Source organism: Paractinoplanes ovalisporus (assembly GCF_016834655.1).
Lineage (GTDB): Bacteria > Actinomycetota > Actinomycetes > Mycobacteriales > Micromonosporaceae > Actinoplanes > Actinoplanes ovalisporus.
In genome coordinates, this window is sequence record NZ_JAENHP010000001.1 from 49,183 (window position 1) to 70,768 (window position 21,586).

Genomic DNA, 21,586 nt, shown 5'->3' on the forward strand with positions numbered 1-21,586 from the left:
AAGGAGTGACCGTGCGAATTCTCCGTGCCGCTGCTCTCTCCCTCCTCCTCCTCATCTCCCTCTTCGCGACTCCCGCCGAAGCCGCCACGCCACCTCCCAGCGCGGTCGGCGCGCCGGCGGCCGGGCGGACGCCGTACATGGGCTGGAACACCTACTTCGGGCTGGGCGGTGACCCGACCGAGGCCGAGGTGAAGTCGATCGCGGGCTTCATGGCCTCGAACGGGCTGCGCGACGCCGGCTACCGCATCATCTGGATCGACGGGAACTGGGCCGCACCCACCCCGCGCAACGCCGAGGGTGAACTCGTGGCCGATCCGGCCCGGTTCCCGTCGGGCCTGGCGTCGCTGACCCGATGGCTGCACCAGCGCGGGTTCCGGGCCGGCATCTACACCGACGCCGGCCCCTACATCCCGGGACAGTGCGGGCTCGGAAGTCACGGGCACTACCGGGACGACGTACGGCAATTCGCCCGGTGGGGTTTTGACGCGCTCAAGGCCGACTGGTTGTGCGGGCGGGCGGCCGGGCTGGATCCGGAGGCGACGTTCCGCGAGCTGGCGGCCGAGGTGGACCGGTCGCCGCGACCCATGGTGTTCAACCTGTGCAACCCGGTGAGCAGCGACTGGGGTGGCGGGCCGTATCCGCCGGCGGCGCTGTCGACGTGGAGTCACACGTACGCGCCGGAGATCGCGGACTCGTGGCGCACCTACACCGACGTCGGGCTGGTCGACCCGCAACCGCAGTGGCAGTGGCAGTGGGTGCTGCGCAACATGGACGTCAACGCCTACCACCCGGCCGCGACAAGCCCCGGGCACTTCAACGATCCGGACTATCTCGTGCCGATGCGGCCGCTGCCCGGCGGCGGCACCGAGCTCACCTTCGACGAGTCGAAGACGCAGCTGGGGATGTGGGCGATGATGGCCGCGCCGCTCGTCATCGGATCGGATCCGCGCACACTGCCGGCGCCGATGATCGCGGCGCTGCGCAACCCGGAGATCCTGGCCGTCGACCAGGATCCGCTCGTGCGGCAGGGTGTGAAGGTGGCCGACGGGCCGAACTCGACGCAGGTGTGGAGCAAGCTGCTCGCCGGGAGCGGGCGCCGGGCGGTCGCGCTGCTCAACCGCGGTGACACCGCCCAGCCGGTCACCGTGACATTCGCGGATGTCACCCTGAGGGGCCCGGCCGCGGTGCGCGATCTGTGGACACGCCGGGATGCCGGACGTTTCGCCGACTCGTTTACGACGACCGTTCCGGCACACGGCGTCGCCATGCTGGGACTGACCGGTCACGACGACGTGCTCGGCGCCGACCTCGGACCGGCCTCGGACAGCCCGGCGATCGCGGGCGGCGAGGTCTTCGCGCGCGGCATGGACGGCACGCTGCTCGGGCGGCGCATCACCGGACAGCCCGCCGCGTACGCCTCCTCGGGTGGCCGCATCGACTTGTTCGTTCGCTCATCCGAGGGCAAGGTGTTGCACCGCGCGCGCACAAACGGACGGTGGGGTGCGTGGATCGACCTGGGCGGTCCCGTCGCCGACTCGCCGTCCGTGGCGTTCACCGGACCGTCGTCGTGGACCGTGTTCGCTCGCGGTAGCGACGGCCTGATTCGCTCACGCGGTGTGACCGGCGGCTGGACCAGCATCGGCGGTCCCGGCGGGCGCGGCGTGCGGGGCCGTCCCGGCGTGGCGGTCGACGGCACCGGCGCGGTGCACGTGGCCGTGCGGCACCGCACCGACGAGGTGTGGGAGCGGGTCCGGGCGAACGGCGTCTGGTCGGACTGGCAGAACCTGGGCGGCACCTTGAGCGGCAGCCCGACGCTGCTGGCCGCGGCCGGCCGGGTCTACGCGTTCGCGGTCGCCGCCGACAACCGGCTCTGGCAGCGCAACTTCGTCGACGGGGCGTGGGAGGGCTGGTTCCAGCGGCCGGAGTTCGCCACCGACGAGATCCAGGGCACGGTCGGCGCCGAGGCCGGAGCGGACGGTTCCGCCGTGATCGTGCTGCGCGGGGTGGACGGGCGGATCCACCGAACGACCCTCTGACCGGCCGGGGCGGCCGGAGGGATGGGCGGATCGACCGTACGACCCTCTGACCGGCCGGGGTGGCCGGACTAGGATCAACAGCCGTGACCTCGACGCCGCGTTATGTCCTGTTCCCCGGCCGCCACCACCTGCTGACCCAGTTCCAGGCCGACTACCTGCAGAGACTCGCGGACGAAGGGGCCGAGACGATCGTCTGGGCGGTCACCTCGGCCAACCACGAGAACACGAAGCGTAACCCCATTCCGTACCACCGGCGCGAGGCCGCGATCGAGCGGTTCAGCGTGGTGACCGGGCTGCGGTCGGTGGTGGTGCCGATCTTCGACACCGCCCCGACCGACCAGTTCGCCGAGGTCACCCTCAAGACGGTCACCGTGTCGACCGGGCTCGACCTGACCCCGGCCGACACCGTCGTCGCGTGCTCGACGCCGCAGGTGGCGGCCCTCTACGAGAAGCTGGGCTTCACCATCGCGCTGGTCGAGGCCGAGCCGTCGCTGCCGGCCGTGCCCGAGCGCCCATGGGACGTGTTGCTGCGCCTGGCCGCCGGTGACGATTCGTGGCGCAAGCTCGCTCACCCGGCGTCGGTCGACGTCATCGATCGTTACGGGCTGTCACATGTGGTGCGGACGGTCGTCAACGACCCGGTCGTCGGCGACGAGGGCGGACTGACCGCGACGCGCGATTACCGCACATATGTGGAGGCTTTCGCCGACGCCGCCGCGCGCAAATGGACAGCCGTGCGCCAATACGTGCAACCCGGCCGGATCGTGGACATCGGCTGCGGCGCGGGCGCTGTGCTCGAACTGGCCGACCGCGACGACGCCCTGCACGAGAGCGACCTGATCGGGGTCGAGGTCGCCCGTCACCTCTACCAGGAATGCGTGCACAAGAAGGCGCAGGGCGTCTTCCGCAACGCCAACGTCTACTTCTATCAGCGCAACGTGCTCGGCGGGGCGGTGCTGCCCGACCGCTCGGTGGACACCACGCTCACATTCGCGCTCACGCACGAAATCTGGTCGTACGGACAACAACGCGCATCTCTCGTGCAGTTCGCGCAACGCATTCACGACCACACCGTCCCCGGCGGCGTCTGGATCAACAGCGACGTCTGCGGCCCCGGCGACCGCTCCCGCCCGGTGCTTCTGCGCTTGACGAGCGACGACGGAGCAAACCCGAGTTCCCCGCGCACGGATCTCGCCTCGCTCGCCTCGGCCGAGGTCGCCGCCTATGTCGGTTCGCTGTCCACGCGCGCTCGTCTTGACCAGTTCGCGGTCGACTTCGCGTTCCCGTTCGAATACGCCGCGACCCCCGACGGCGACGTCCGCCTCCCGCTGGGCCAGGCCATGGACTTCCTGACGCGCAAGGATTACACCGACAACTGGCTGTCCGAGACCCACGAGCAGTTCTGCGGCCTCGACTTCTCCGACTGGGTCGAACTGCTGGCCGAGGCCGGCTTCGACCTCGACCCGGCCTCCCACCCGCTGCGCAACGACTGGGTGATCGACAACCGCATCGCCCCGGTGGCATCCCTGTTCGACGAGGACGGGAAGCCCCTCGACTGGCCCACCACCCACGCGGTCATCGTGGCCCGCCGCCCCCGCAACAGCTGAGTCCTGTCTCGTAGACCGGCGAACACCGGCGTCCAGCCGATCGTGGCGTCCAGCGCGCGGCCGACGCCGCCAGGACCGCGAAACGGGCCTCAGGGATCACCCGCCGCCTTGGGGTATCTGGTGAGCAGATCGGGCAGGGTGACCTTCGCGCCGTCGCGGTGGTAGAAGAACTGCCCGGCGGCGTCGCGCCACAGGGCAGGCTTGAACACCGGGATCGGCTTGCCGCGGGCGTCCACGTTCGCATAGGCGGCTTCCTGCGTGGTCAGCAGTGCGCCGACGTGCTGTGGGCGGCCCTCGGGGTCAGGGATCTCGATCCGCCATCCGGTGGGCGCGGCCGCCGAGGTCTTTGATGAAGGCGCGGCGGCCGGCACGTTCGATGCGGGCGCGGCCGGCGACTTCGACGCGGGCTCGACGGCGGGTGCGGCGGCTGGCGACTTCGGTGGGGGCGCCGGGGTGCTTCGCTTGGGTGCGGGCGCCGGCGCCTTCTTCGGCGGCGGAGCCGAGGGCTTCGGAACGGGAAGCGTGGCGGGCGGGGCCGGCGGCCCATAGATCGGGGGTGGAGCCGGCGGGCCGTAGAGCGGCGGCGGCTCCAGGCTCGTCAGGAAATCGTCGAGCAGTTTGTCCAGCTTGTCGGGACCGAGGGTAGCCGTGTCGTGGGCGGCGTGGAGGCGGTCGAACTCCGCCGCGTGGTTCTCCAGCATCTCGGAGGGGGTCGTTCCCTTGGAGCCGAACAGGCCCTTGCGGGCGTAGGCGTCCTTCGCGAACCACATGCGGGCGAAGGCGAGCACCCGCTCCTTGACGAAGGCCTTGCGTGTCGCCGCTGGGCGCCCGGTGGCCCGGTCGAACATTGCGCCCACGGCCGTCGACGGAACCGCCCCGCCATAGAGGCCGCGCAGGATCCGGGAGACCGGAACGGAGCCGGCCGGACCCGGCGATGCGGGAACGGCGATGTATCCCTGGACATCGCCCAGCAACTCGTCGGGTGGCGCCTTCGCCGCCACGAGGTCCGCCAGCGTCGCGGTCCCCTTCTTCACGTAACGGTCGATCAGAAAGTCGGCGTACGCCTGCCCGAGGTCGCCGGCCCAGGTCGCGAAGTCCCGGCTGTCGCCGCCCGTGGCCTTCTGCAGGGCGTCGTACTTGGCCTCGTTCTTGAAGGTGTCGCTGCCCGTCTCCTCCAGGAACTTCTCCGGGTACGCCGCTGGGCTGCCGCTGATCGCGGTGTCGATCCCGGCCATGACGTGTCCCACGTCGACGGGCCCGCCCGGTGTCATCACGGACAGGCTTCCCGCGGGTCTCGGCGCGACCTGGTTCATGTCGTACGTCTGGGCCAGAGTCCCGGCGTCGCGGATGTCCACCTGCGCGCCGCCCGCACGCATGCCCTGCCCGGCCGCGAGCAGCTGCCAGTTCGCGTCGTGGTACCAGAGTTGCCGCACCTCGGACGCCACCTCGGCCGGCGTCGCGTGCGGATGGGCCCGCTCGACCTCCTCGACGAAGACGATGAACTCGGCGATGGTGAGGATCTTGCGAGGGGCGGACGGCGAGCACAGCACACTTTCCGGCGCGGCCCGCCCGAGCGCCGGAGCGCCGGTCAGCGCCGACACGTTGGCGAGCGCCTCCAGACGCCCGGGCGGCAGCACCGGACCGGTCTCCGACCGCTGCTGGGCCACGTGTGCCAGCTCGTGGGCGAGCAACGGCGATGTCAGCTTGCCCGGCGCCACATGCACGTCGGTTCCCCGTGTGAAAGCGTGCAGCGGCGCCACCGTGGGGTCGTCCAGGTGCACCGCGACGCGCTCCATGCCTTCAGCATCCGCGCCGGACCGCCGCACCGGTAGCGGGAGTTCCCGACGCTTCCGGCCGCCCTCCGCGTGACGCCAGCGGGAACTCCCTCGGACGGCGGTCGGCGCGCCCGTCCCGGGCGTTAGGAAGTTCCCCGAAGCGCCGGACCGCGCCCGGGGTCGACGCTGTCAGCCAGGGGGAAGGGGACACCTATGTCGCAGGCCTTGCGCCGGCTGGACCGTTTGCTCGGCCCGGCGCTCGACGCCGCCCGGCGCCGGTCCGGACCGGAACCCGGCTCCTTCCGCGGGCCCGACGCCGAGAACAGAGACACAAGCGGGCCCGACGCCGAGAACAAAGCCACAAGCGGGCCCGACGCCGAGAACAAAGACACGAGCGGGCCCGACGCCGAGAACAAAGACGCCAGCAGGCCCGACCACCAGGACAAAAACCCGCGCGGGCCCGGCGACCAGGACAACAGAACCAACGAAGAGGACGAGGCGCCGACCTGGCCCGAGATCGCCCGCGACGAACCTGGATGGCGCTGGTTGCGGGACACATACGCCCTGACCGACCGCGAATGCGACGTCGTGCTGCTGGCCCTGGCCCCCGAACTCGACCTGCGCTACGAACGCATCTACGCCTACCTGCAGGACGACCCGGTCCACCGCCGCCCTACAGTCGACCTCGCCCTGACCGTCGTGGCACCGGCCGGACGACAGCAGGCGCGGGCCCTCTTCGGCACGGCCGCACCCCTGTCCGTCCACAGCATCGTGACCCTCTCCCCCGGCCCGGACCGGGCCAACCCACCACTCCTGGCTCACGCCGTCATGGTCGACCCGCAGATCGCCGACGTCCTACTGGGCCAGGTCGGGCTCGACCGCCGCCTGGCCGCCACCTGCACCCTCTCCCTGCCACCGGCCGCGCCGGCCGACGAGGACCTGGTGCGGATGTGCCGGAGCGGACGGCCCCTGCGAATCCGGTTCACCGTCAGCGATGACGACGGCGGGCAGGAGACAGCCGAGGCCGTCGCCGGCGCGCTCGGGGTGCCGCTGCTGACCGCCGGCGGCGGCGAGCCCGAGAAACTGCTGCTGCGCGAGGCCGCCCTCCACGGCGCCCTGCTCTACACCGACCGGCAACTGATCGTCGGCAGCGAACGGCACACCGAGATCACCGTCGAGATCCGGCCGCCGGCCGAGGCCGTACGACGGCGGATCTGGCAGGAGGCGCTGAAGGACGAGGGCCACGACCCGGACGAGAACGACCTCGACGACCTGGCCGACCGGTTCCGGTTGCGCGCCGGCCAGATCCGGGACGCGGCCCGCGCCGCGACCGCCAGTGGCCGCCCGCCCGGCCGCGAGACCTGGTTCGCCGCCGCCCGCGCCCGGGGTGGCCACCAGCTGGCCGCCCTGGCCCACCGGATCAGCCCGGTGCACGGCTGGGACGACCTGATTCTCCCGGTCGAGGCCGGCGACCAGCTGCGGGACATCTGCGACCGGGTCGTGCACCGCCGCCATGTGCTGGAGGACTGGGGTTTCGGCCGCCGGATGTCGCAGGGCCGCGGGGTCAGCGCCCTGTTCGCCGGGCCGCCGGGCACCGGCAAGACCATGGCGGCCGAGGTGGTGGCCCGCGACCTCGGCCTCGACCTCTACCGGATCGATCTGGCCGCGGTGGTCAGCAAGTACATCGGCGAGACCGAGAAGAACCTGGAGCGCATCTTCACCGCGGCCGCCGGGGCCGACGCGATCCTGTTCTTCGACGAGGCGGACGCCCTGTTCGGCAAGCGCTCGGACGTGCGGGACGCGCATGACCGCTACGCGAACATCGAGGTCGCCTATCTGCTGCAGCGCATCGAACGGCTCGACGGGCTGGCGATCCTGGCCACCAACCTGCGCACCCACCTGGACGACGCGTTCGTGCGACGGCTGCACTTCGTCGTCGACTTCCCCCAGCCCGAGAAGGCCGAACGCCGCCGCATCTGGCAGGTCTGCTTCCCGCCCGAGACGCCCCGCGACCCGGCGCTCGACCTCGACCGGCTGGCGGCCCGGTTCCGGTTGTCCGGCGCCGAGATCCACAACATCGTGCTGGCCGCGGCCTACGCGGCGGCCGGGGCGGGTGAGCGGATCAGCGAGACGCAGGTGCTGGCGGCGACCCGGCGCGAGCTGAGCAAGGCCGGGCGGGTCTTTCCCGAGGCGGAGGCGGACTGATGATCGACGAGGCGGAGGCGGGCTGATGATCGACGAGCTCGACACCACGATCGCCGCCCTGCTCGACGACGCGGAGGCGCCGGCCGAGCTGCGGGCGGCCGACGTGAGTTTCGCCGGACCCGACAAGGACTTCAAACCGGCCCAGCCCACGGTCAACCTCTTCCTGTACGCGTTGCGCGAGAACCGGGAGCTGCGCGCCACCACGCCGGTGTATCAGCGGACGAACGACACCACGTACAAGTCCACTCCCCCGCCGGCCCGGGTCGACTGCACCTATCTGGTCACCGCCTGGTCGCCCAAGTCGGGCGGGCTACGCGTCGCCGAGGAGCACCGGCTGCTCGGCCTGTGCCTGTGGTGGCTCGGCCATTTCCCGCTGATCGGCCCGGCCCAGCTGCCGGCCGAGGTGGCCCGGGCCCCCGAGGACCGCAGCATGGGCCAGTTCTGGAGCGCGCTGGGCATCGTGCCGCGCGCGGCGTTCGACCTCACCGTCACCGTCGCCCTGCGGTCGCTCGACCCCGACGGCGAGTTCGGGGTGGTCAAGACCTTCGAGATCCACGAGGAGCTGCTGAGAAAGGACGGCCCATGACCGACATCTACGAGGGCGCCGCCCCGGGTGTGCACATCGAGGAGGTGACCCCGGCCGGGCCCATCGCGGGCGCCGGGACCAGCACCGCCGCGCTGATCGGCACCGTGGCCGACCTCGGCAGCCAGACGCTGGACGTGCCCGTCGCGGTGACCAGCTGGAGCGACTACACCCGGGCGTTCGGTGGCTACGACTCCACGAAGATCCTCCCGTACGCGGTCCGCGGCTTCTTCGAGAACGGCGGCTCGCTGGCCTACGTCGTGCCGGTCAAGGACGACAAGAAACTCGACGGCGCCATCGACAAGCTCAGCCGCAACGCCGAGATCAGCCTGGTCGCCGCGCCCGGAGTCACCGACGCGGCCGCCCAGAAGGCGCTCATCGGGCACTGCGAGGCGATGGGTGACCGGTTCGCGATCCTCGACGGCGTGCCCGACGCGACCCCGCTCAAGGGCGACGGCGCGTTGCAGACACAGCGAAAAGGCCTGGTTTCCGTACGGGGTTACGCCGCGCTCTACTGGCCGTGGCTGGTCGTCGCCAACCCGGCCGCGACCAAGGAGCCGTTCACGCTGCCGATGCCGCCGTCCGGGCACATCGCCGGCGTGATGGCCCGCAGCGACGCCACCCGGGGTGTGCACAAGGCCCCGGCCAACGAACCGGTCCGCGGCGCGCTCGACCTCGGCTACGCGCTCAACGACACCGAACAGGGCGCACTGAACAAGGCCAACATCAACGCGATCCGCTCGTTCCCGGGCGGCGGCCCGGCCACCGTCTGGGGCGCGCGCACGCTCACCAGCGACACCCCGTGGCGTTTCGTGAACGTCCGGCGCCTCTTCTCCTACGTCGAGGACTCGATCCTGCAGGGCGTGCGGTGGGCGGTGTTCGAGCCGAACAACACGGCACTGTGGAAGGGGCTGGAACGCACGATCAGCGAGTTCCTGACCCGGGTCTGGCAGTCGGGGGCGCTGTTCGGCACGACGGCGGCCGAGGCGTTCTACGTCAAGATCGACGAGGAGCTCAACCCGCCCGCCACGCGCGCGCTGGGCCGCGTCGTCATCGAGATCGGCATGAACCCGGCCGGCACGGCCGAGCACGTCGTGGTGCGCATCGGCATCTGGGCCGGTGGCGACGGGAACCAAGGTTAGGGGGCGCCGGAGATGCCACAGACAGGACAGCTGGTCGACCCGTTCCGCAGCTTCAACTTCCTGGTCGAGCTCGACGGCATCGCGCAGGCCGGGTTCACCGAGTGCAGCGGGCTGGAGTCGACGACCGAGGTCACCGAGTTCCGGCAGGGCGGCGAGAACACGCACGTCCGCAAGCTGCCCGGCAAGACCACGTTCAGCGACATCACGCTCAAGTGGGGGATGACCGGCTCGATGGAGTTGTGGGACTGGCGGCAGCAGATCGTGACCGGGCAGGTCGTGCTCAAGAACGGCTCGGTGGTCGTGTTCGACCTGGCCAACCGCACCGAGGTGGCGCGCTGGAACTTCTTCCGGGCCTGGCCGACCAAGTACACGGCGACGACGTGCGGGTCGACATGACCGTGCAGCGCGGCCTGTTCTTCGGCTCCCCCACCGTCTCGAACCTGGTCGGCGCGGCGGTCGCGCTCGTGCGCGGCTCGGAGGGGGTGCATGTCACCCGGGCCGGCGACACGCTCTCGGCGCTGGCCGGGCAGTATCTCGGCGACCCGGCGCTGTGGCGCGACATCGCCCGGGCCAACGGCATCGACGACCCGTTGAACCTGCCGCCGGGGCAGGCGCTGGTGATCCCGGCACGGGAGGGCCGATGAGCGAGCCGTTCTACGCGCCGCGCTTCGCGATCCGCGTCTCCGGGCTGACCATGGCGGCCGACGTGACCGACCAGGTGCTGCGGCTCAGCGTCGAGACCGACCTCGACCTGGCCGGCACGTTCAGCCTGACCATGCGCAACCCGGACAACAACGTGCTCGACTCGGCCCTGTTCGACCTGGGCAAGACCGTCGAGATCCACCTGGGGTACGGCGACGAGCTGGTTCCGGCGTTCCTGGGCGAGGTGGCCGGGATCGAGCCTTCGTTCCCGTCCGACGGGCCGCCGGTGCTGCAGGTTTCCGGCTACGACCGGTCGTACCGGCTGCGCCGCTCCTATCCCGAGCCGGTCAGCTACACGTACGCCAACGACAGCCTGCTGGCCGCCCGGATCGCCGTCGAGCACGGGCTGATCCCGGTGGTCGACCCGACGGCCGGGTTCGAGGAGACGGTGTCGCAGTCGGAGAGCGACATGGCCTTCCTCAAGCGGCGCGCCCGGCAGTACCACTTCGACGTCTTCGTGGAGTGGGACCGGCTGCACTTCCAGTTCCCCCGCCCGCAGACCGCCGCCCACGTGCTGGAGTGGGGGCGCAACCTGTCCAGCTTCGAGCCGCGCATCTCCAGCGCCGGGCTGGCCGGGGTGCAGGTCGTGCGCGGCTACAACCAGGAGCTCGCGCAGACCGTCTACGGGGTCGCGGCCGCGCTCGACTTCGACGTCGACAACCTCGAGGAGAAGCTGGGCGGCGCCGCCCTCGACCTGCTCGGCACGATGGTGCGCAAGGGCATCGCCGACGAGCCGGTCAGCAACCCGCTCAAGGCCGCCGAGTTCGCCAAGGCGCTGCTCGACGACCTGCTCGACGGCATGTACGAGGGCACCGGCTCCTGCATCGGCGTGCCCACCCTGGCCGCCGGGCAGCACGTCGTCATCCAGGGTGTGGGCAAGCGGTTCGGCGGCACCTACCGGCTGCGCAAGGTCAGCCACCGGATCGACGACTCGGGGTTCCGCACCGACTTCACCGTCGGGCAGAGCGGCCACTCCAGCCTGATGGGCGTGCTGCGCGGGCAGCTCATCGACGAGCCGCCACCGGACGGGTCGCGGCGCATCGACGGCGTCGTGGTCGGCACGGTGGTCGACAACGACGAGACCAAGGCCGGCCCGACCGTGATCCCGCTGGGCCGGGTCAAGGTGCGCTACCCCGGCCTCACCGGCGACAAGCTGATCAGCCGCTGGGCGCCGTGCGCGCGGCCGATGGCCGGGTCGGGCATGGGCTTCTACGCGCTGCCGGAACGCGACGAGCAGGTGCTGGTCGCGTTCGAGCAGGGCGACCTGGACCGGCCGGTGGTGCTGGGCAGCCTGTGGCACGCGGGTTCCCGGCCTCCGCTGACCAATGTGGACGGCGGCAACAACAAGCGGGCGCTGCGCAGCCGGGCCGGGCACATGATCACGTTCGACGACACCGGCGGCACCGGCAAGCTGACCGTCGAGGCCAAGGGCGGCAGCTCGGTCACGCTCGACGCCGCCGACGGCTCGATCACCATCAACGCCAAGGGCGACCTCACGCTGAAAGCCGCGGGCAAGGTCAGCATCGAAGCGGCCCAGAGCAAGACCAAGATCATCATGACCGGGGACGGTGTCGATGTCACCTGAGCAGAACACGGACTTCTTCGGGCGCGGGCTGCGGCACCCGATGCGGCTCGGCGCGGCCGGTGTGCAGGAGTCGGGCGGCGTGGCCAAGGTCGAGGAGTCGATCCGGATCATCCTCGGCACCCGGCACGGCGAACGGGTCATGCGCCCCGGCTTCGGATCCGACCTGGGCACGCTCGTCTTCGCGCCCAACAACACGGCCACCGCCAACCTCGCCCGCTATCACGTCGAGGACGCGCTGGCCCGGCACGAACCGCGGATCGAAGTGGTCGACGTGGCGGTGACCAACGACCGGGACCGCGGGCGGCTGCACATCGACATCACCTATCGGCTGCGCGCCACCCGCGACGTGCACACCCTGTCGGTGCCGTTCGGGCTGGAGCCGCAGTCATGAGCGCCGACCGGGGCCGGATCGTGCCGCCCGACCTCGACGACCGTACGTGGCAGGACCTCGTCGACGAGATGCGCGCGCTCATCCCGGCGTACGCGCCGCAGTGGACCGACCACAACCCGAGCGACCTCGGTATCACGCTGATCGAGCTGTTCGCGTGGCTGGGCGAGACGGTGATCTACCGCCTCAACCGCACGCCCGAGAAGACGTACCTGGCCTTCCTCGAACTGCTCGGCATCACGCGGGACCCGGCCACCCCGGCCTACGCGCCGCTGACCTTCGCGGCCGGGGCGGGCAAGGTGGTGGTTCCGGCCGGCACCGAGGCACGCACCGCGGCCGCCGAGGCCGAGGAACCGATCGTCTTCGAGACCGACGAGGACGTCACGGTCCTGCCCGTGAACCTGCGCGACTCTCTGCTCATCGCCGCCGACACCAAATACGGGCCGGTGTCGGCGAGCCCGTACGAGATAAGCCTCAACGGCAAAGTCACGGCGCAGATCTGCCTCGGCTTCGACCGTGCCACCGCCGAGCGGATCGACCTGCGCGTCCGGCTGGGCCGCCCGGCCGCCGACGTGAAGGTGACGTGGGTGGGCTCGGCCGCGGCGACCGACCCGCTGGCCTGGCCCGAGATCCCGGGCGTGGCCGACGGCACCGGCGGCCTGACCCACGACGGTGTCGCCCGCCTGACGCTGCCGGCCACGTGGGGCGCCCAGCGGCCCGATGCCTGGACCACGCCCAAGCCCCGGACCGGGCCCGCCGGCACCGATCCCGCCTTCTGGGTGGGCATCCGCCTGACCGGCACCACCGACGCCGCGCGAACCGTCGGCGTCGACCGGATCCTGTTCAACAGCGCCTCGGCGCATCACGCCCGCACGATCCGCACGCCCGAGGTCCTGGGCGTGAGCACCGGCGGCAGGTTCCAGATCTTCCCGCTGGCCCACCGGCCGCTCTATCGCATCCCGGCCTCCGACGAGCCGTACGGGCATCTGGTCGTCGACGTCGGCACCGGCACCCCACCGGTGTGGGAGACGTGGACGCGCGCCGACGACCTGCCCGCCGGGCCGGGCAAGGTCTACCGCGCCGACCCGGTGACCGGTGAGATCCTGTTCGGCGACCACGACGAGCGCACCGGCCAGGGTCACGGCAGCATTCCCGTGGCCGGGGCGCAGGTGCGGGCCGCCCGCTACCGCTACGTCGCGGGTGGCGCGGACGGCAACGTGGGGCCGCAGCGGCTCACCGACGTCGGCACCACCCCCTCCGGCGACCTGCCGGCCGGGATCACCGCGGTCACCAACCTCGGCGCGGCCCGCGACGGCTCCGACGAGGAAGCGCTCGAGGACGCGCTGCGGCGGGCGCCGCTGCAGCTGAAGACCCGCAACCGGGCCATCACCGCCGAGGACTACGAGTTCCTGGCCAAGGAGGCCACCACCGACGTCCGGGTGGCGCGGGCGCTGCCGCCCCGGCTGCTCGACGCCGCGGTCGGGCCGTTCAAGGCGGGCGACCCTTGGCCGTACGCCGGCCTGACCCGCTCGCCCGGGTCGGTGTTCGTCGTCGTGGTGCCCGACCAGGGCGACACCGTCGACCGTCCGGTGCCGCCGCCGGAACTGCTGCGCGAGGTGCAGGAATACCTCGACCAGCGCCGCGACCTGAGCGCCCAGTTGCGGGTGGTCGGGCCGCTCTATCTGCCGGTGGTGGTCGAGACGCAGATCTTCGTGTGGGACGCGGCGTTCAAGGCGGGCGTCGAGCTCAAGGCGGTGGAGACCGAGACCCGGCGCCGGATCAAGCAGTTCCTGCATCCGACCCGGGGCGGCCCGGCCGGAACGGGCTGGGAGGTCGGGCAGCCCGTGCTCGTCAGTGACCTGTTCCGCGCGCTCATGCCGGCCGACGACGTGGGCACGATCGCGCGCCTGCAGATCCGGGCCGACGTGCCCGCCTACCACCCCGGCGACCCGTCCACCTTCGCCTGGCAGAACGAGCGGCCGTTCCCGCTGTCGCCGCCCGGCGCCTCGGTGCGGCTGGCCGACTACGAACTGGCCTGCGCCGCCGCCGACGGCGCCCACGATGTGACGGCCGTCGTCCCGCCGATGTGAGGTGCCATGACCGAGCCCAGCAGCTACCTGCGATACCTGCCACCCGTGCTGTGGCGGGACGATCCGGCCCCGCCCGAGTTCTCGCTGGGCGCGGCGCTGCGCATCTTCGAGAAGGTGCTGACCGGGATCGACGACGGGGTGCGTCTGCCGCACGGCGACCACGACCACCCGGCGATCACGGCCGCGGTGGACCGGCTGCCCGAGCTGGCCGACCCCTGGCGTACGCCGGAACCGTTCCTGCCCTGGCTGGCCTCGTGGCTGTCACTGGAGTTCCCGGCCCTGCAGGGCACCGGGCTGTGGGACGAGTACCAGCGGCGCAAGGCCACGGCCGAGATCGCGGCCATCCACCGGCAGCGCGGGTTGCGGGCCGGGCTCAACCGCTATCTCGACCTGACCGCGGCCGGAGCGGTGCGGCCGCGCGTCGCCATCGACGACGGCAGCCGCCTGCTCGCGGTCGTGCCCCGGCCGGGCGAACGGGTGGTGCCGTTCTCGCTGCAGAGCCAGGGCCCGGTCATCAACGGCAGCACGGTCTCGGCCGAGGGGCTGATCCGGCCGTGGGCGGTTGCGGCCGCTCCCGACGGCACCCTGTTCGTCGGCGACGCCGGAGTGTCGGCGTCGATCCCGCTGCCGCTGAAGAGCCGGGTCTGGCGGCTCGGCCCGTCCGGCGCCTACGACCTGACCGAACCGCCCGTCCGGCCGCTGCCGCTGGCCCGCGACACCCTCGCCCTGACCCAGGTGGCCGGCGTGGCCCTGCGGCCGGCCGCGGGCGGCGCCGCCGAGACCCTGTTCATCCTCGACCGGCCCGGCCGGCTCTCCTCGCTCGCCGCGCCCTACCTGACCTCCGCTCCGGTCACGGTGGCCAACCTGACCAACGGCAACATCCCGTTCCGGCCGATCGCGATGACCGTGGACACCAACGGCGACGTGCTGGTGCTCGACCGCGCGGGCGGGGCCGGCACCCCGAACCCGCCGCAGATCGTCACGGTCGCCGGCTCGACCGTGACCCGCAAGCCGCTCAAGACGGTCACCGAACCGCTCTCGCTGCTCGTGCTGCCCGACCGCCGGCTCGTGATCGGCGACGGCACCGGCACCCTCGTGCGGGTCGACCGGTCGGGCGCCGACTGGACCGAGACCGCCCTGCTGCCGCCGGGAAACACCCTGATCGCACCCACCGCCGTGGTCCGGTCCACCGACACCCTGTTCTACGTGCTCGACGCCGGCCTGCGCCCCTTCACGCCACCCGGTGCGGATCCGTTCGTGCTGACCGTGGCCGAGCCCGCCGTGGTGCGCGCCGTCGATCTGACAACCACACCTGTTCGCGTACGGGCGGTGACCGAACCCGGCCATCTGGTGTTCCCGACGGCGATGGTGGCGGCCGGCGGGCGGCTCGTCGTCTGCGATCCGGGCCAGCCCGAGGTCCCCGGCATCGCGCCCGTCTGGAGCCGCCTGCAGCCGTCCCGCTTCGGGGTCGTCCTGCACTTCACCGACGGCCGTCTGCCCGCCGAGGCCAAGGCCCGTACGGCCGTGCGCCGCCGGGTCGCGGCCCACATCCGCACCACCGTCGACCAGCAGAAACCCGCACACACCCTGTGGAACCTCGTCTCAGCGATCTAGGGGGCACACCGATGACCACGGAAGATGACGAGCGCATGACCAGCCGGCTGGCCGATCTGCGCCGCGACTACCAGCTCGGCCAGGGACAGCTGCAGCAGCTCGGCCGGCAGGAGGAGATGCTGCGCGAGACCCTGCTGCGCATCAGCGGCGCGATCCAGGTGCTCGAAGAGTTCCTGGCCCCCTCGGACGCGGACTCCCCCGCGACCCTGCGCGTGCCATGAGCGCGCTGGCCCTGGCCCGGACGGCCTATCTGGACCCCGCGACCGGAACCCTGCGCGGCGGCCCGACCGGCCACGGCGAGTCGCACGTCGACCTCGAGTCCTTCGTGCTGCCCTCGGCCCGCATGACGCTCAACGCGCTCGCCTCGTGGGGTGTCGCCGACGGCCTGGCCGTGCGCGCGCAGCCGGGCGCGACCACGGTCACCGTCTCGACCGGCACGGCCTTCGACCGCAACGGCCATCTCGTCTCGCTGGGTGCGGGCGGGAGCGCGGTGGTGGACCCCGACGTCGACCCCAACCAGGTCGCCAACGTCCCCACGGTCCTCGTCAGCGAGCAGGGCGTGGGTCTGTCCACGGCCGGGCTCAGCGGCGAGCGGTTGCTCACGCTCACCTGGCGCGAGGTGTTCGACGACACGCTGCTCGGCAACGCCCCGATGCTCGTGCACGCCCCGTGGTTGCGGCTGCTCGCCCCGGCCGACGTGCCGACCGGCAGCAGCCAGGTCGTGCTGGCCACGGTGACCCTCGACGCGAACGGCGGGGTGACCGCGCTCAGCGCCGACCGCCGGCGCGTCACCGGAGCGTCGCTCTCGCTGCGCCGGGCCACCGCCGCCGGCCCGCCGCTCGCCGTGGACCAGACCGAGGCCGCCACGGTCAGCGCCGGTAAGGACGGGACGGTCGCGCTCGGTCCCGGTCTTGAGTTCCACGACCGCAACGAGTCCGCCTTCGGCTGGACGCTGTACGGCTCGGACCACAAGGCCCGCCTGCTGGCGAACGGATCCGAACGCCTTTCGGTCAGCGCCGTCGCGAGCGATCAGGTCGGGCTCGACGTGGTCCGGCGCATGCGGGTCAGCCAGGAGACGGGCGGACCGTCAGCCGGCATCTGGTTCCACCGCTCCGCACCGGCCCGCGACGAGGCGTTCGTGGGGCTGGACGACGAGGGCCGGATCGGGTTCTGGGGCAACACCGGCTCGGGCTGGGGCCTGCTGATGGACTCCGGCACCGGGGCGCTGACGTTCCGCGGCGACTACGGGACGCCGTGGGGGCCGGCCTCGCTGTCGCTGTGGGGCTCCCGGATCGGCGACGTCGGCAACGGCACCCTGTTCATCCGCAGCGGCGGCGCCGTGGTCGCGTTCGACGGCGACGACAACGTCGGCATCGGCACTGCGTCTCCCCAGTTCCCGCTCGACGTGCGGGGCGCCGGCACGGCCATCCATGGCCACGGCGCCGACAAGCCCTTCGCCGCGGGCGTCTATGCCACCGGCCGCATGGGCATGTGGTCCAACGCCGATCAGGTCGGCATCATGGCCGTCGGCCGCAACACCGCCGTCCTGGGCATCAGCAGCGGCACGGCCGGCCAGTTCTTCGGCAACGTGAGCATCACCGGCAACCTCAACAAGGGTGGCGGCGGCTTCCGGATCGACCACCCCGACGACCCCGGCGGCCGCTATCTGACCCACTCGTTCGTCGAGGCCCCGGAACGGCTCAACCTGTATCGCGGCACGGTGACCACCGACGGCTCGGGCACGGCGACGGTGACGCTGCCCGGCTACTTCGCCGCGCTCAACCGCGACGTCACCTGCCAGCTGACCGTGGTCGGCGAACCCGCCCTGGCCTCGGTGGGCGGGGCCGGGGACAACACCTTCACCGTCCGCACGGACCGGCCCGGCGTGACCGTGTCGTGGCTCGTCCTCGGCGCGCGGCGCGACGCGTGGGCCGAGGCCAACCCGCTGACCGTCGAGGAGGACAAGCCCGACGGCGAGCGTGACTTCTATCTGCATCCCGAGGTGCACCGGCAGGCCGAGGACCGCGGGATGGCGTACGCCCGGCACGGTGACGCCATGAGACGACTGAGGGAGCCGTCATGACCAGACCCGTCGAGCCGATCCGCCGCACCCAATATTGGGACTACTCCTTCGGCACGGTCCGGGGCGCGCCCACCGCCGACGGCGAGAGCTGGGTCGACGCCGAGAGCTACGACCAGCCGATCACCCGCGCCTCCGCGAGCTCGTTCCACGAGTGGGGTGTCGGCACCGGGCTCGAGGTCACCGCCGTCCAGGGCCAGCCCGGCCTGACCGTCGCCGCCGGCTCCGCCCTGGACGGCGCCGGGAACCTGATCGTGCTGGCCGACAAGAGCCGCGCGATCGTCGACCCGAACGCCCCGACCGGGGTCCTCAACGTGCCGACGGTGGCCGTGACCGCGAACGGCGTCACCCTCGACACCGCCGGCCTGACCGGCGACGTGGTGGTGGCCCTGGGCTGGCGCGAGGTGCAGGACGACACCCAGCCCGACGCCCCCGTGCTGCTGCACGCTCCCCAGCTGACGCTGGTGCCGGGCGCCTATCCGGCCGACGGCACGACCGTTCCGCTGGCCCGGGCCACGCTGGCCGCGGGACAGGTGACCGCGCTGACCGCTGGACCCCGCCGGGTGGCCGTCGACCGGGCCGGGCGGCTCACGCTGACCCGGCCCCGGGCCTCGGGCCTGACCGTCGGCCAGACGGTCGCGGCCGAGCTCGCGGTGAACGCCCCCGACGGGCGCCTCGACGTGATCGTGGGCGGCAGCCCGGCGCTCTCGGTGCAGCCGGCCACCGGCAACGTGGGCGTCGGCGTTCCGGCGCCACGCGCGCGGCTGCACGTCGAGCAGGACACCCCCGACGCGGCCGGGCTGCGGGTCAGCTCGTCCGGCGCCGCCTGGGGTTCGGGGTTGCAGCTGGCCAACCACTCCGGAGGCGGCCGCACGTACGGCACGTACGCGGGGTCGGACGGCCGCTGGCACTTCGCCGACGTGGACGACAACGTGGACCGTCTCGTCGTCGACCAGGCCGGCAACGTCGGCATCGGCGCCGACGGCCCGCTCGCGCGCACCCTGCACGTGGAGGGCTCGGAGATCCACAGCGGGGGCGGCGGGGCCGGTTTCTCGTTCGCCGACCGCGGCCAGGACACGTTCGTCGACATCCCCGGCGCCGGGGAACGGTGGGTCTGGTACTCGCACGGCGGCACGGCCAGCCTGTGGTCGGGACGCGACCTGCTGTCCGTACGGCCGGACGGCTCGGTCGACCTCGGTGGCGACAGCCGGTCCCCGCTGCGCGTGCACGGCGACGCGATCGTCGGCTCGACCGGCAACGGCGTGCTGACCGTCCGGCACGTCGACGGCAAGAACCAGGCCAACGACACCAAGGACGACCTCTATCTGAACTGGTCGACCGGCCGCGGCGTGCACGTGGGCGGCGGCAACCCGGCCGGCCTGTTCGTGCACGGCCCGGCCACCGTCGACACCGACCTGCAGGTGCAGGGCCAGCTACGCGCCCCCAACGGCCTGGCCATCAACAACGGCGGCACCATCGCCAGCGGCGGCCGCATGCACATCGCCGGCGAGGAGTTGCTCTACCTCCTCAACCGGAGCGGCGTCATCGTCAGCAGCGCGTGGGGCGGCAACGGCAACCTGACCGTCGAGGGCAAGCAGCTCAACGTGTTCGACCGCCGGGTGCCGGACTGGTCGGCCGGTGGTGTCGCCGCGCCGGATCTCTTCGCCGGCCTCGCGATCTACGTCGGGAACCCGGCCGGCGCCTCCATCCAGATGCTGGCCGAAGGCGGGAGCATCGCGGCCGGCCGGATCAGCGCGCCGAGGAAGAGCTTCGTCATCGACCACCCGCTCGACCCGGAGAACCGCGACCTCGTCCACGGCTGTCTGGAAGGGCCCGAGCTCGCCGTCTACTACCGGGGCGAGGCACAACTGGCGGATGGGGTCGCCCACATCCGGCTGCCCAGCTACTTCGAGGCCCTGACCAGCGGCGGCGGCCGCACGGTACAACTGACCGCCGTCTCCGAACTCGACGAGCCGGTCAGCATGCTGGCCGCGACCCCGGTGTGCGACGGCGGTTTCTCCGTACGCGCGGCCGACCCCCACAACCCCGCCCAGCGCTTCTGCTGGGAGGTCAAGGCCGTCCGCGCCGATGTCGAACCGCTGATCGTCGAGGAGGCCAAGACCCGGACCCCGGCGTTCGCCGGGTGACACGCGTCAGGCGGAGGTCACTGGCCCGGGCCGGTGTGCAGCTTCCACGCCGCCGAGGCGCTGAGCTTGTTGCCGAACGTGCCGGTGGCCTCGTCGCCGTTGCGCAGCACCGCCGCGCGGAGCTTGGTCGAGCCCGCTTTCAGGGTGACCGTCTCGGTTCCGGTCACCACCGCCCCCGCGTCGTTCTTGCCGGTGAAGCTGAAGACGCACGACGCGGAGACGAGCGCCTTGCTGAGCTTCGTATGGGTCGTCTCGCTGACCGAGCCCGCCGTCCAGCTTCCGGAGGTGGCGCCGGTGAAGAACGTGGTGCCCGCGGTGGCGGTGACGTCGCCGGATCGGGCGACCGCCTTCGGTCCGTCCATGTCATCACTCCGGCATCGGCACGTCGCTGAGGCCGGGCGTGGGCACCGACTTGGGGGCGATCTTCATGGTGGCGCTCTCGGCCCAGACCTCGACGGCGAAGGGCGCGGCCTCGCCGGGGCGGTAGAGCGGGCGTACGCCGAACCGGACGGTCTCGCCGCGTTCCAGGGCGGCCCGGACCGGGTTCTCGAATTCGGTCTTGAAGTGTGAGTTGTTGACGGTCTTGTGCATCCAGGCCAGGTTGCGCACGTCGCGGCCGGAGCCGCCGAACAGGTTGCCCAGCAGGTGTCCGCGGCGGGCGCCGAGCGGGTCGAGTTCGCCACGTTGCAGGCCGGGTGGGTAGACGTCGCCGGTGCGGGTGCCGGTGCGCAGATCCCGCGGGTGGAGCTCGCCGATCACGCCGGTCGGGCGGCCGTTCTCCAGGTCGCCGTAGTGGACCCGTTCCGAGAAGGGCCGCACGGGAACCGGCGGTGGCACGGGCTTGGCCGCAACCAGTGCCGGAGCCGCGGGGACGGGAACGGGTGCGGCAGCGACGGGCGCGGTCGGAGCAGGCGTGACGACGGCGGGCGCGACCGGGGCCGCCGGGGTCTTCGGGGGCGTCGTCGTACGCCCGGGCACCGCCGGCCCGTACTGCGCGGGGACATCGCGGGGGGATACCGCGGACGGCATGTCGCGGAACGCCTGACGGGTCTGGCGCATCTGCGCGAACGCGCCCCCGACCTGGTCGGCGATCGCCCCGAGGTCGGACCCCTGGTCGCCCCCGGCGATGTAGCCGATCGTGCCGAAGATGCCGCCGGTGATGTTGCCGAGCGTCCGTAACGACCGCTGCTGACGCTGATAGGCGTACGCCCGCTCGAAGTTCCGCCGCGTCCCGATGTAGCCGGTGCCGTCGGGCAGCGCGTCCAGGATCACCTCGTTGGCCCGCACCTCCATGCGGGCCATCTCCTCGGGGCCGATCGGCTCGGCCAGCCGCCGCATCGCCGACTCGAGCATCCATGCCTGCACCGCCGCGTCGAACCGGGCGAGATAGGCCTCGTCGCTCAAGGCTCCGGCCCCGCCGGTGAACCCGTAGCGGCGCAGCAGGGGCAGCACGTCGGCCTCCCGTTCCCGCAGCCGCCGCAGAAACTGCTCGGGCTTCCGGTAGCGCGCCGCGACCAGCGCCGTCATCGCCTGGTCGACCTCGGCCGGCTTCGGGGCCCGCGTCACCGGCGGGGCGGTCGCCGCCGCCGGGGCGGGCTGCGGCACGTGGAGCGGCATGCTGCTCATCCGGGC

General features: G+C 72.2%; 17 protein-coding genes. 14 read left to right on the top strand and 3 right to left on the bottom strand.

Annotated elements, in window-relative coordinates:
- Nucleotides 1-11 precede the first annotated feature (11 nt).
- Together JIG36_RS00265 and JIG36_RS00270 are read left to right on the top strand one after the other, a co-directional pair.
- Nucleotides 12-2,036: a DUF8189 domain-containing protein gene (locus JIG36_RS00265; RefSeq protein ID WP_307872498.1), complete on the top strand. Its 2,025-nt coding sequence runs from the start codon at nucleotides 12-14 to the stop codon at nucleotides 2,034-2,036.
- Between the two features lie 83 nt (nucleotides 2,037-2,119).
- A complete protein-coding gene (locus tag JIG36_RS00270; protein WP_203373917.1) occupies nucleotides 2,120-3,643 on the top strand; it encodes a class I SAM-dependent methyltransferase in 1,524 nt (507 codons plus the stop codon).
- Between the two features lie 89 nt (nucleotides 3,644-3,732).
- Here JIG36_RS00270 and JIG36_RS53060 read toward each other — a convergent pair whose 3' ends face one another.
- Nucleotides 3,733-5,439: an eCIS core domain-containing protein gene (locus JIG36_RS53060; RefSeq protein WP_203373918.1), complete on the bottom strand. Its 1,707-nt coding sequence runs from the start codon at nucleotides 5,437-5,439 to the stop codon at nucleotides 3,733-3,735.
- A gap of 192 nt (nucleotides 5,440-5,631) precedes the next feature.
- Between JIG36_RS53060 and JIG36_RS00280 the strand changes: the two genes are divergently transcribed.
- Genes JIG36_RS00280 through JIG36_RS00335 form a run of 12 tightly spaced genes read left to right on the top strand, consistent with a single transcriptional unit; the run spans nucleotide 5,632 to nucleotide 19,954 of the window.
- The gene (locus JIG36_RS00280; protein WP_203373919.1) at nucleotides 5,632-7,623 is read left to right on the top strand and encodes an ATP-binding protein; all 1,992 of its coding nucleotides are present in this window, start codon (nucleotides 5,632-5,634) and stop codon (nucleotides 7,621-7,623) included.
- Between the two features lie 25 nt (nucleotides 7,624-7,648).
- Nucleotides 7,649-8,209: a Pvc16 family protein gene (locus JIG36_RS00285; RefSeq protein ID WP_203373920.1), complete on the top strand. Its 561-nt coding sequence runs from the start codon at nucleotides 7,649-7,651 to the stop codon at nucleotides 8,207-8,209.
- On the top strand, nucleotides 8,206-9,348 hold the full coding sequence (locus JIG36_RS00290; RefSeq protein ID WP_203373921.1) for a phage tail sheath family protein: 1,143 nt from the start codon (nucleotides 8,206-8,208) through the stop codon (nucleotides 9,346-9,348). The genes JIG36_RS00285 and JIG36_RS00290 overlap by 4 nt, the downstream gene beginning before the upstream one ends.
- 12 nt (nucleotides 9,349-9,360) lie before the next feature.
- Nucleotides 9,361-9,744 carry a phage tail protein gene (locus tag JIG36_RS00295; protein WP_203373922.1) on the top strand — a complete coding sequence of 128 codons (384 nt, stop codon included), beginning with the start codon at nucleotides 9,361-9,363 and terminating at the stop codon, nucleotides 9,742-9,744.
- Nucleotides 9,741-9,992, top strand: coding sequence for a LysM peptidoglycan-binding domain-containing protein (locus JIG36_RS00300; protein WP_236045462.1), 252 nt, complete (start codon nucleotides 9,741-9,743; stop codon nucleotides 9,990-9,992). The genes JIG36_RS00295 and JIG36_RS00300 overlap by 4 nt, the downstream gene beginning before the upstream one ends.
- Nucleotides 9,989-11,635, top strand: a complete 1,647-nt coding sequence (locus JIG36_RS00305; protein WP_203373924.1) for a phage baseplate assembly protein V — start codon at nucleotides 9,989-9,991, stop codon at nucleotides 11,633-11,635. Before JIG36_RS00300 ends, JIG36_RS00305 begins: the two co-directional genes overlap by 4 nt.
- Nucleotides 11,625-12,026 carry a GPW/gp25 family protein gene (locus JIG36_RS00310; protein WP_203373925.1) on the top strand — a complete coding sequence of 134 codons (402 nt, stop codon included), beginning with the start codon at nucleotides 11,625-11,627 and terminating at the stop codon, nucleotides 12,024-12,026. Before JIG36_RS00305 ends, JIG36_RS00310 begins: the two co-directional genes overlap by 11 nt.
- The gene (locus JIG36_RS00315) at nucleotides 12,023-14,113 is read left to right on the top strand and encodes a baseplate J/gp47 family protein (protein ID WP_203373926.1); all 2,091 of its coding nucleotides are present in this window, start codon (nucleotides 12,023-12,025) and stop codon (nucleotides 14,111-14,113) included. Before JIG36_RS00310 ends, JIG36_RS00315 begins: the two co-directional genes overlap by 4 nt.
- A gap of 6 nt (nucleotides 14,114-14,119) precedes the next feature.
- The gene (locus JIG36_RS00320) at nucleotides 14,120-15,727 is read left to right on the top strand and encodes a phage tail protein (RefSeq protein WP_203373927.1); all 1,608 of its coding nucleotides are present in this window, start codon (nucleotides 14,120-14,122) and stop codon (nucleotides 15,725-15,727) included.
- Nucleotides 15,728-15,738: 11 nt separating this feature from the next.
- Entirely contained in the window at nucleotides 15,739-15,948 is a 210-nt protein-coding gene (locus tag JIG36_RS00325; RefSeq protein ID WP_203373928.1) for a hypothetical protein, read from the top strand.
- Nucleotides 15,945-17,810 (top strand): hypothetical protein, encoded by a 1,866-nt coding sequence (locus JIG36_RS00330; RefSeq protein ID WP_203373929.1) that lies wholly within the window; start codon nucleotides 15,945-15,947, stop codon nucleotides 17,808-17,810. The genes JIG36_RS00325 and JIG36_RS00330 overlap by 4 nt, the downstream gene beginning before the upstream one ends.
- The gene (locus JIG36_RS00335; RefSeq protein ID WP_203373930.1) at nucleotides 17,807-19,954 is read left to right on the top strand and encodes a hypothetical protein; all 2,148 of its coding nucleotides are present in this window, start codon (nucleotides 17,807-17,809) and stop codon (nucleotides 19,952-19,954) included. Before JIG36_RS00330 ends, JIG36_RS00335 begins: the two co-directional genes overlap by 4 nt.
- Before the next feature lie 17 nt (nucleotides 19,955-19,971).
- On the opposite strand, the gene JIG36_RS00340 is transcribed toward JIG36_RS00335, so the two are convergent.
- Entirely contained in the window at nucleotides 19,972-20,316 is a 345-nt protein-coding gene (locus tag JIG36_RS00340) for a hypothetical protein (RefSeq protein ID WP_203373931.1), read from the bottom strand.
- 4 nt (nucleotides 20,317-20,320) lie between these two features.
- Nucleotides 20,321-21,580, bottom strand: a complete 1,260-nt coding sequence (locus JIG36_RS00345; protein WP_203373932.1) for a DNA/RNA non-specific endonuclease — start codon at nucleotides 21,578-21,580, stop codon at nucleotides 20,321-20,323.
- Nucleotides 21,581-21,586: the final 6 nt, after the last annotated feature.

Excerpts from the sequence above, each read along its gene's own strand:
- JIG36_RS00330 (WP_203373929.1), top strand. The coding sequence starts at position 15,945 with ATGAGCGCGCTGGCCCTGGCCCGGACGGCCTATCTGGACCCCGCGACC.
- JIG36_RS00295 (WP_203373922.1), top strand. The coding sequence starts at position 9,361 with ATGCCACAGACAGGACAGCTGGTCGACCCGTTCCGCAGCTTCAACTTC.
- JIG36_RS00285 (WP_203373920.1), top strand. The coding sequence starts at position 7,649 with ATGATCGACGAGCTCGACACCACGATCGCCGCCCTGCTCGACGACGCG.
- JIG36_RS00320 (WP_203373927.1), top strand. The coding sequence starts at position 14,120 with ATGACCGAGCCCAGCAGCTACCTGCGATACCTGCCACCCGTGCTGTGG.
- JIG36_RS00280 (WP_203373919.1), top strand. The coding sequence starts at position 5,632 with ATGTCGCAGGCCTTGCGCCGGCTGGACCGTTTGCTCGGCCCGGCGCTC.
- JIG36_RS00335 (WP_203373930.1), top strand. The coding sequence starts at position 17,807 with ATGACCAGACCCGTCGAGCCGATCCGCCGCACCCAATATTGGGACTAC.
- JIG36_RS00325 (WP_203373928.1), top strand. The coding sequence starts at position 15,739 with ATGACCACGGAAGATGACGAGCGCATGACCAGCCGGCTGGCCGATCTG.
- JIG36_RS53060 (WP_203373918.1), bottom strand. The coding sequence starts at position 5,439 with ATGGAGCGCGTCGCGGTGCACCTGGACGACCCCACGGTGGCGCCGCTG.
- JIG36_RS00290 (WP_203373921.1), top strand. The coding sequence starts at position 8,206 with ATGACCGACATCTACGAGGGCGCCGCCCCGGGTGTGCACATCGAGGAG.
- JIG36_RS00310 (WP_203373925.1), top strand. The coding sequence starts at position 11,625 with ATGTCACCTGAGCAGAACACGGACTTCTTCGGGCGCGGGCTGCGGCAC.
- JIG36_RS00305 (WP_203373924.1), top strand. The coding sequence starts at position 9,989 with ATGAGCGAGCCGTTCTACGCGCCGCGCTTCGCGATCCGCGTCTCCGGG.
- JIG36_RS00340 (WP_203373931.1), bottom strand. The coding sequence starts at position 20,316 with ATGGACGGACCGAAGGCGGTCGCCCGATCCGGCGACGTCACCGCCACC.
- JIG36_RS00300 (WP_236045462.1), top strand. The coding sequence starts at position 9,741 with ATGACCGTGCAGCGCGGCCTGTTCTTCGGCTCCCCCACCGTCTCGAAC.
- JIG36_RS00345 (WP_203373932.1), bottom strand. The coding sequence starts at position 21,580 with ATGAGCAGCATGCCGCTCCACGTGCCGCAGCCCGCCCCGGCGGCGGCG.
- JIG36_RS00315 (WP_203373926.1), top strand. The coding sequence starts at position 12,023 with ATGAGCGCCGACCGGGGCCGGATCGTGCCGCCCGACCTCGACGACCGT.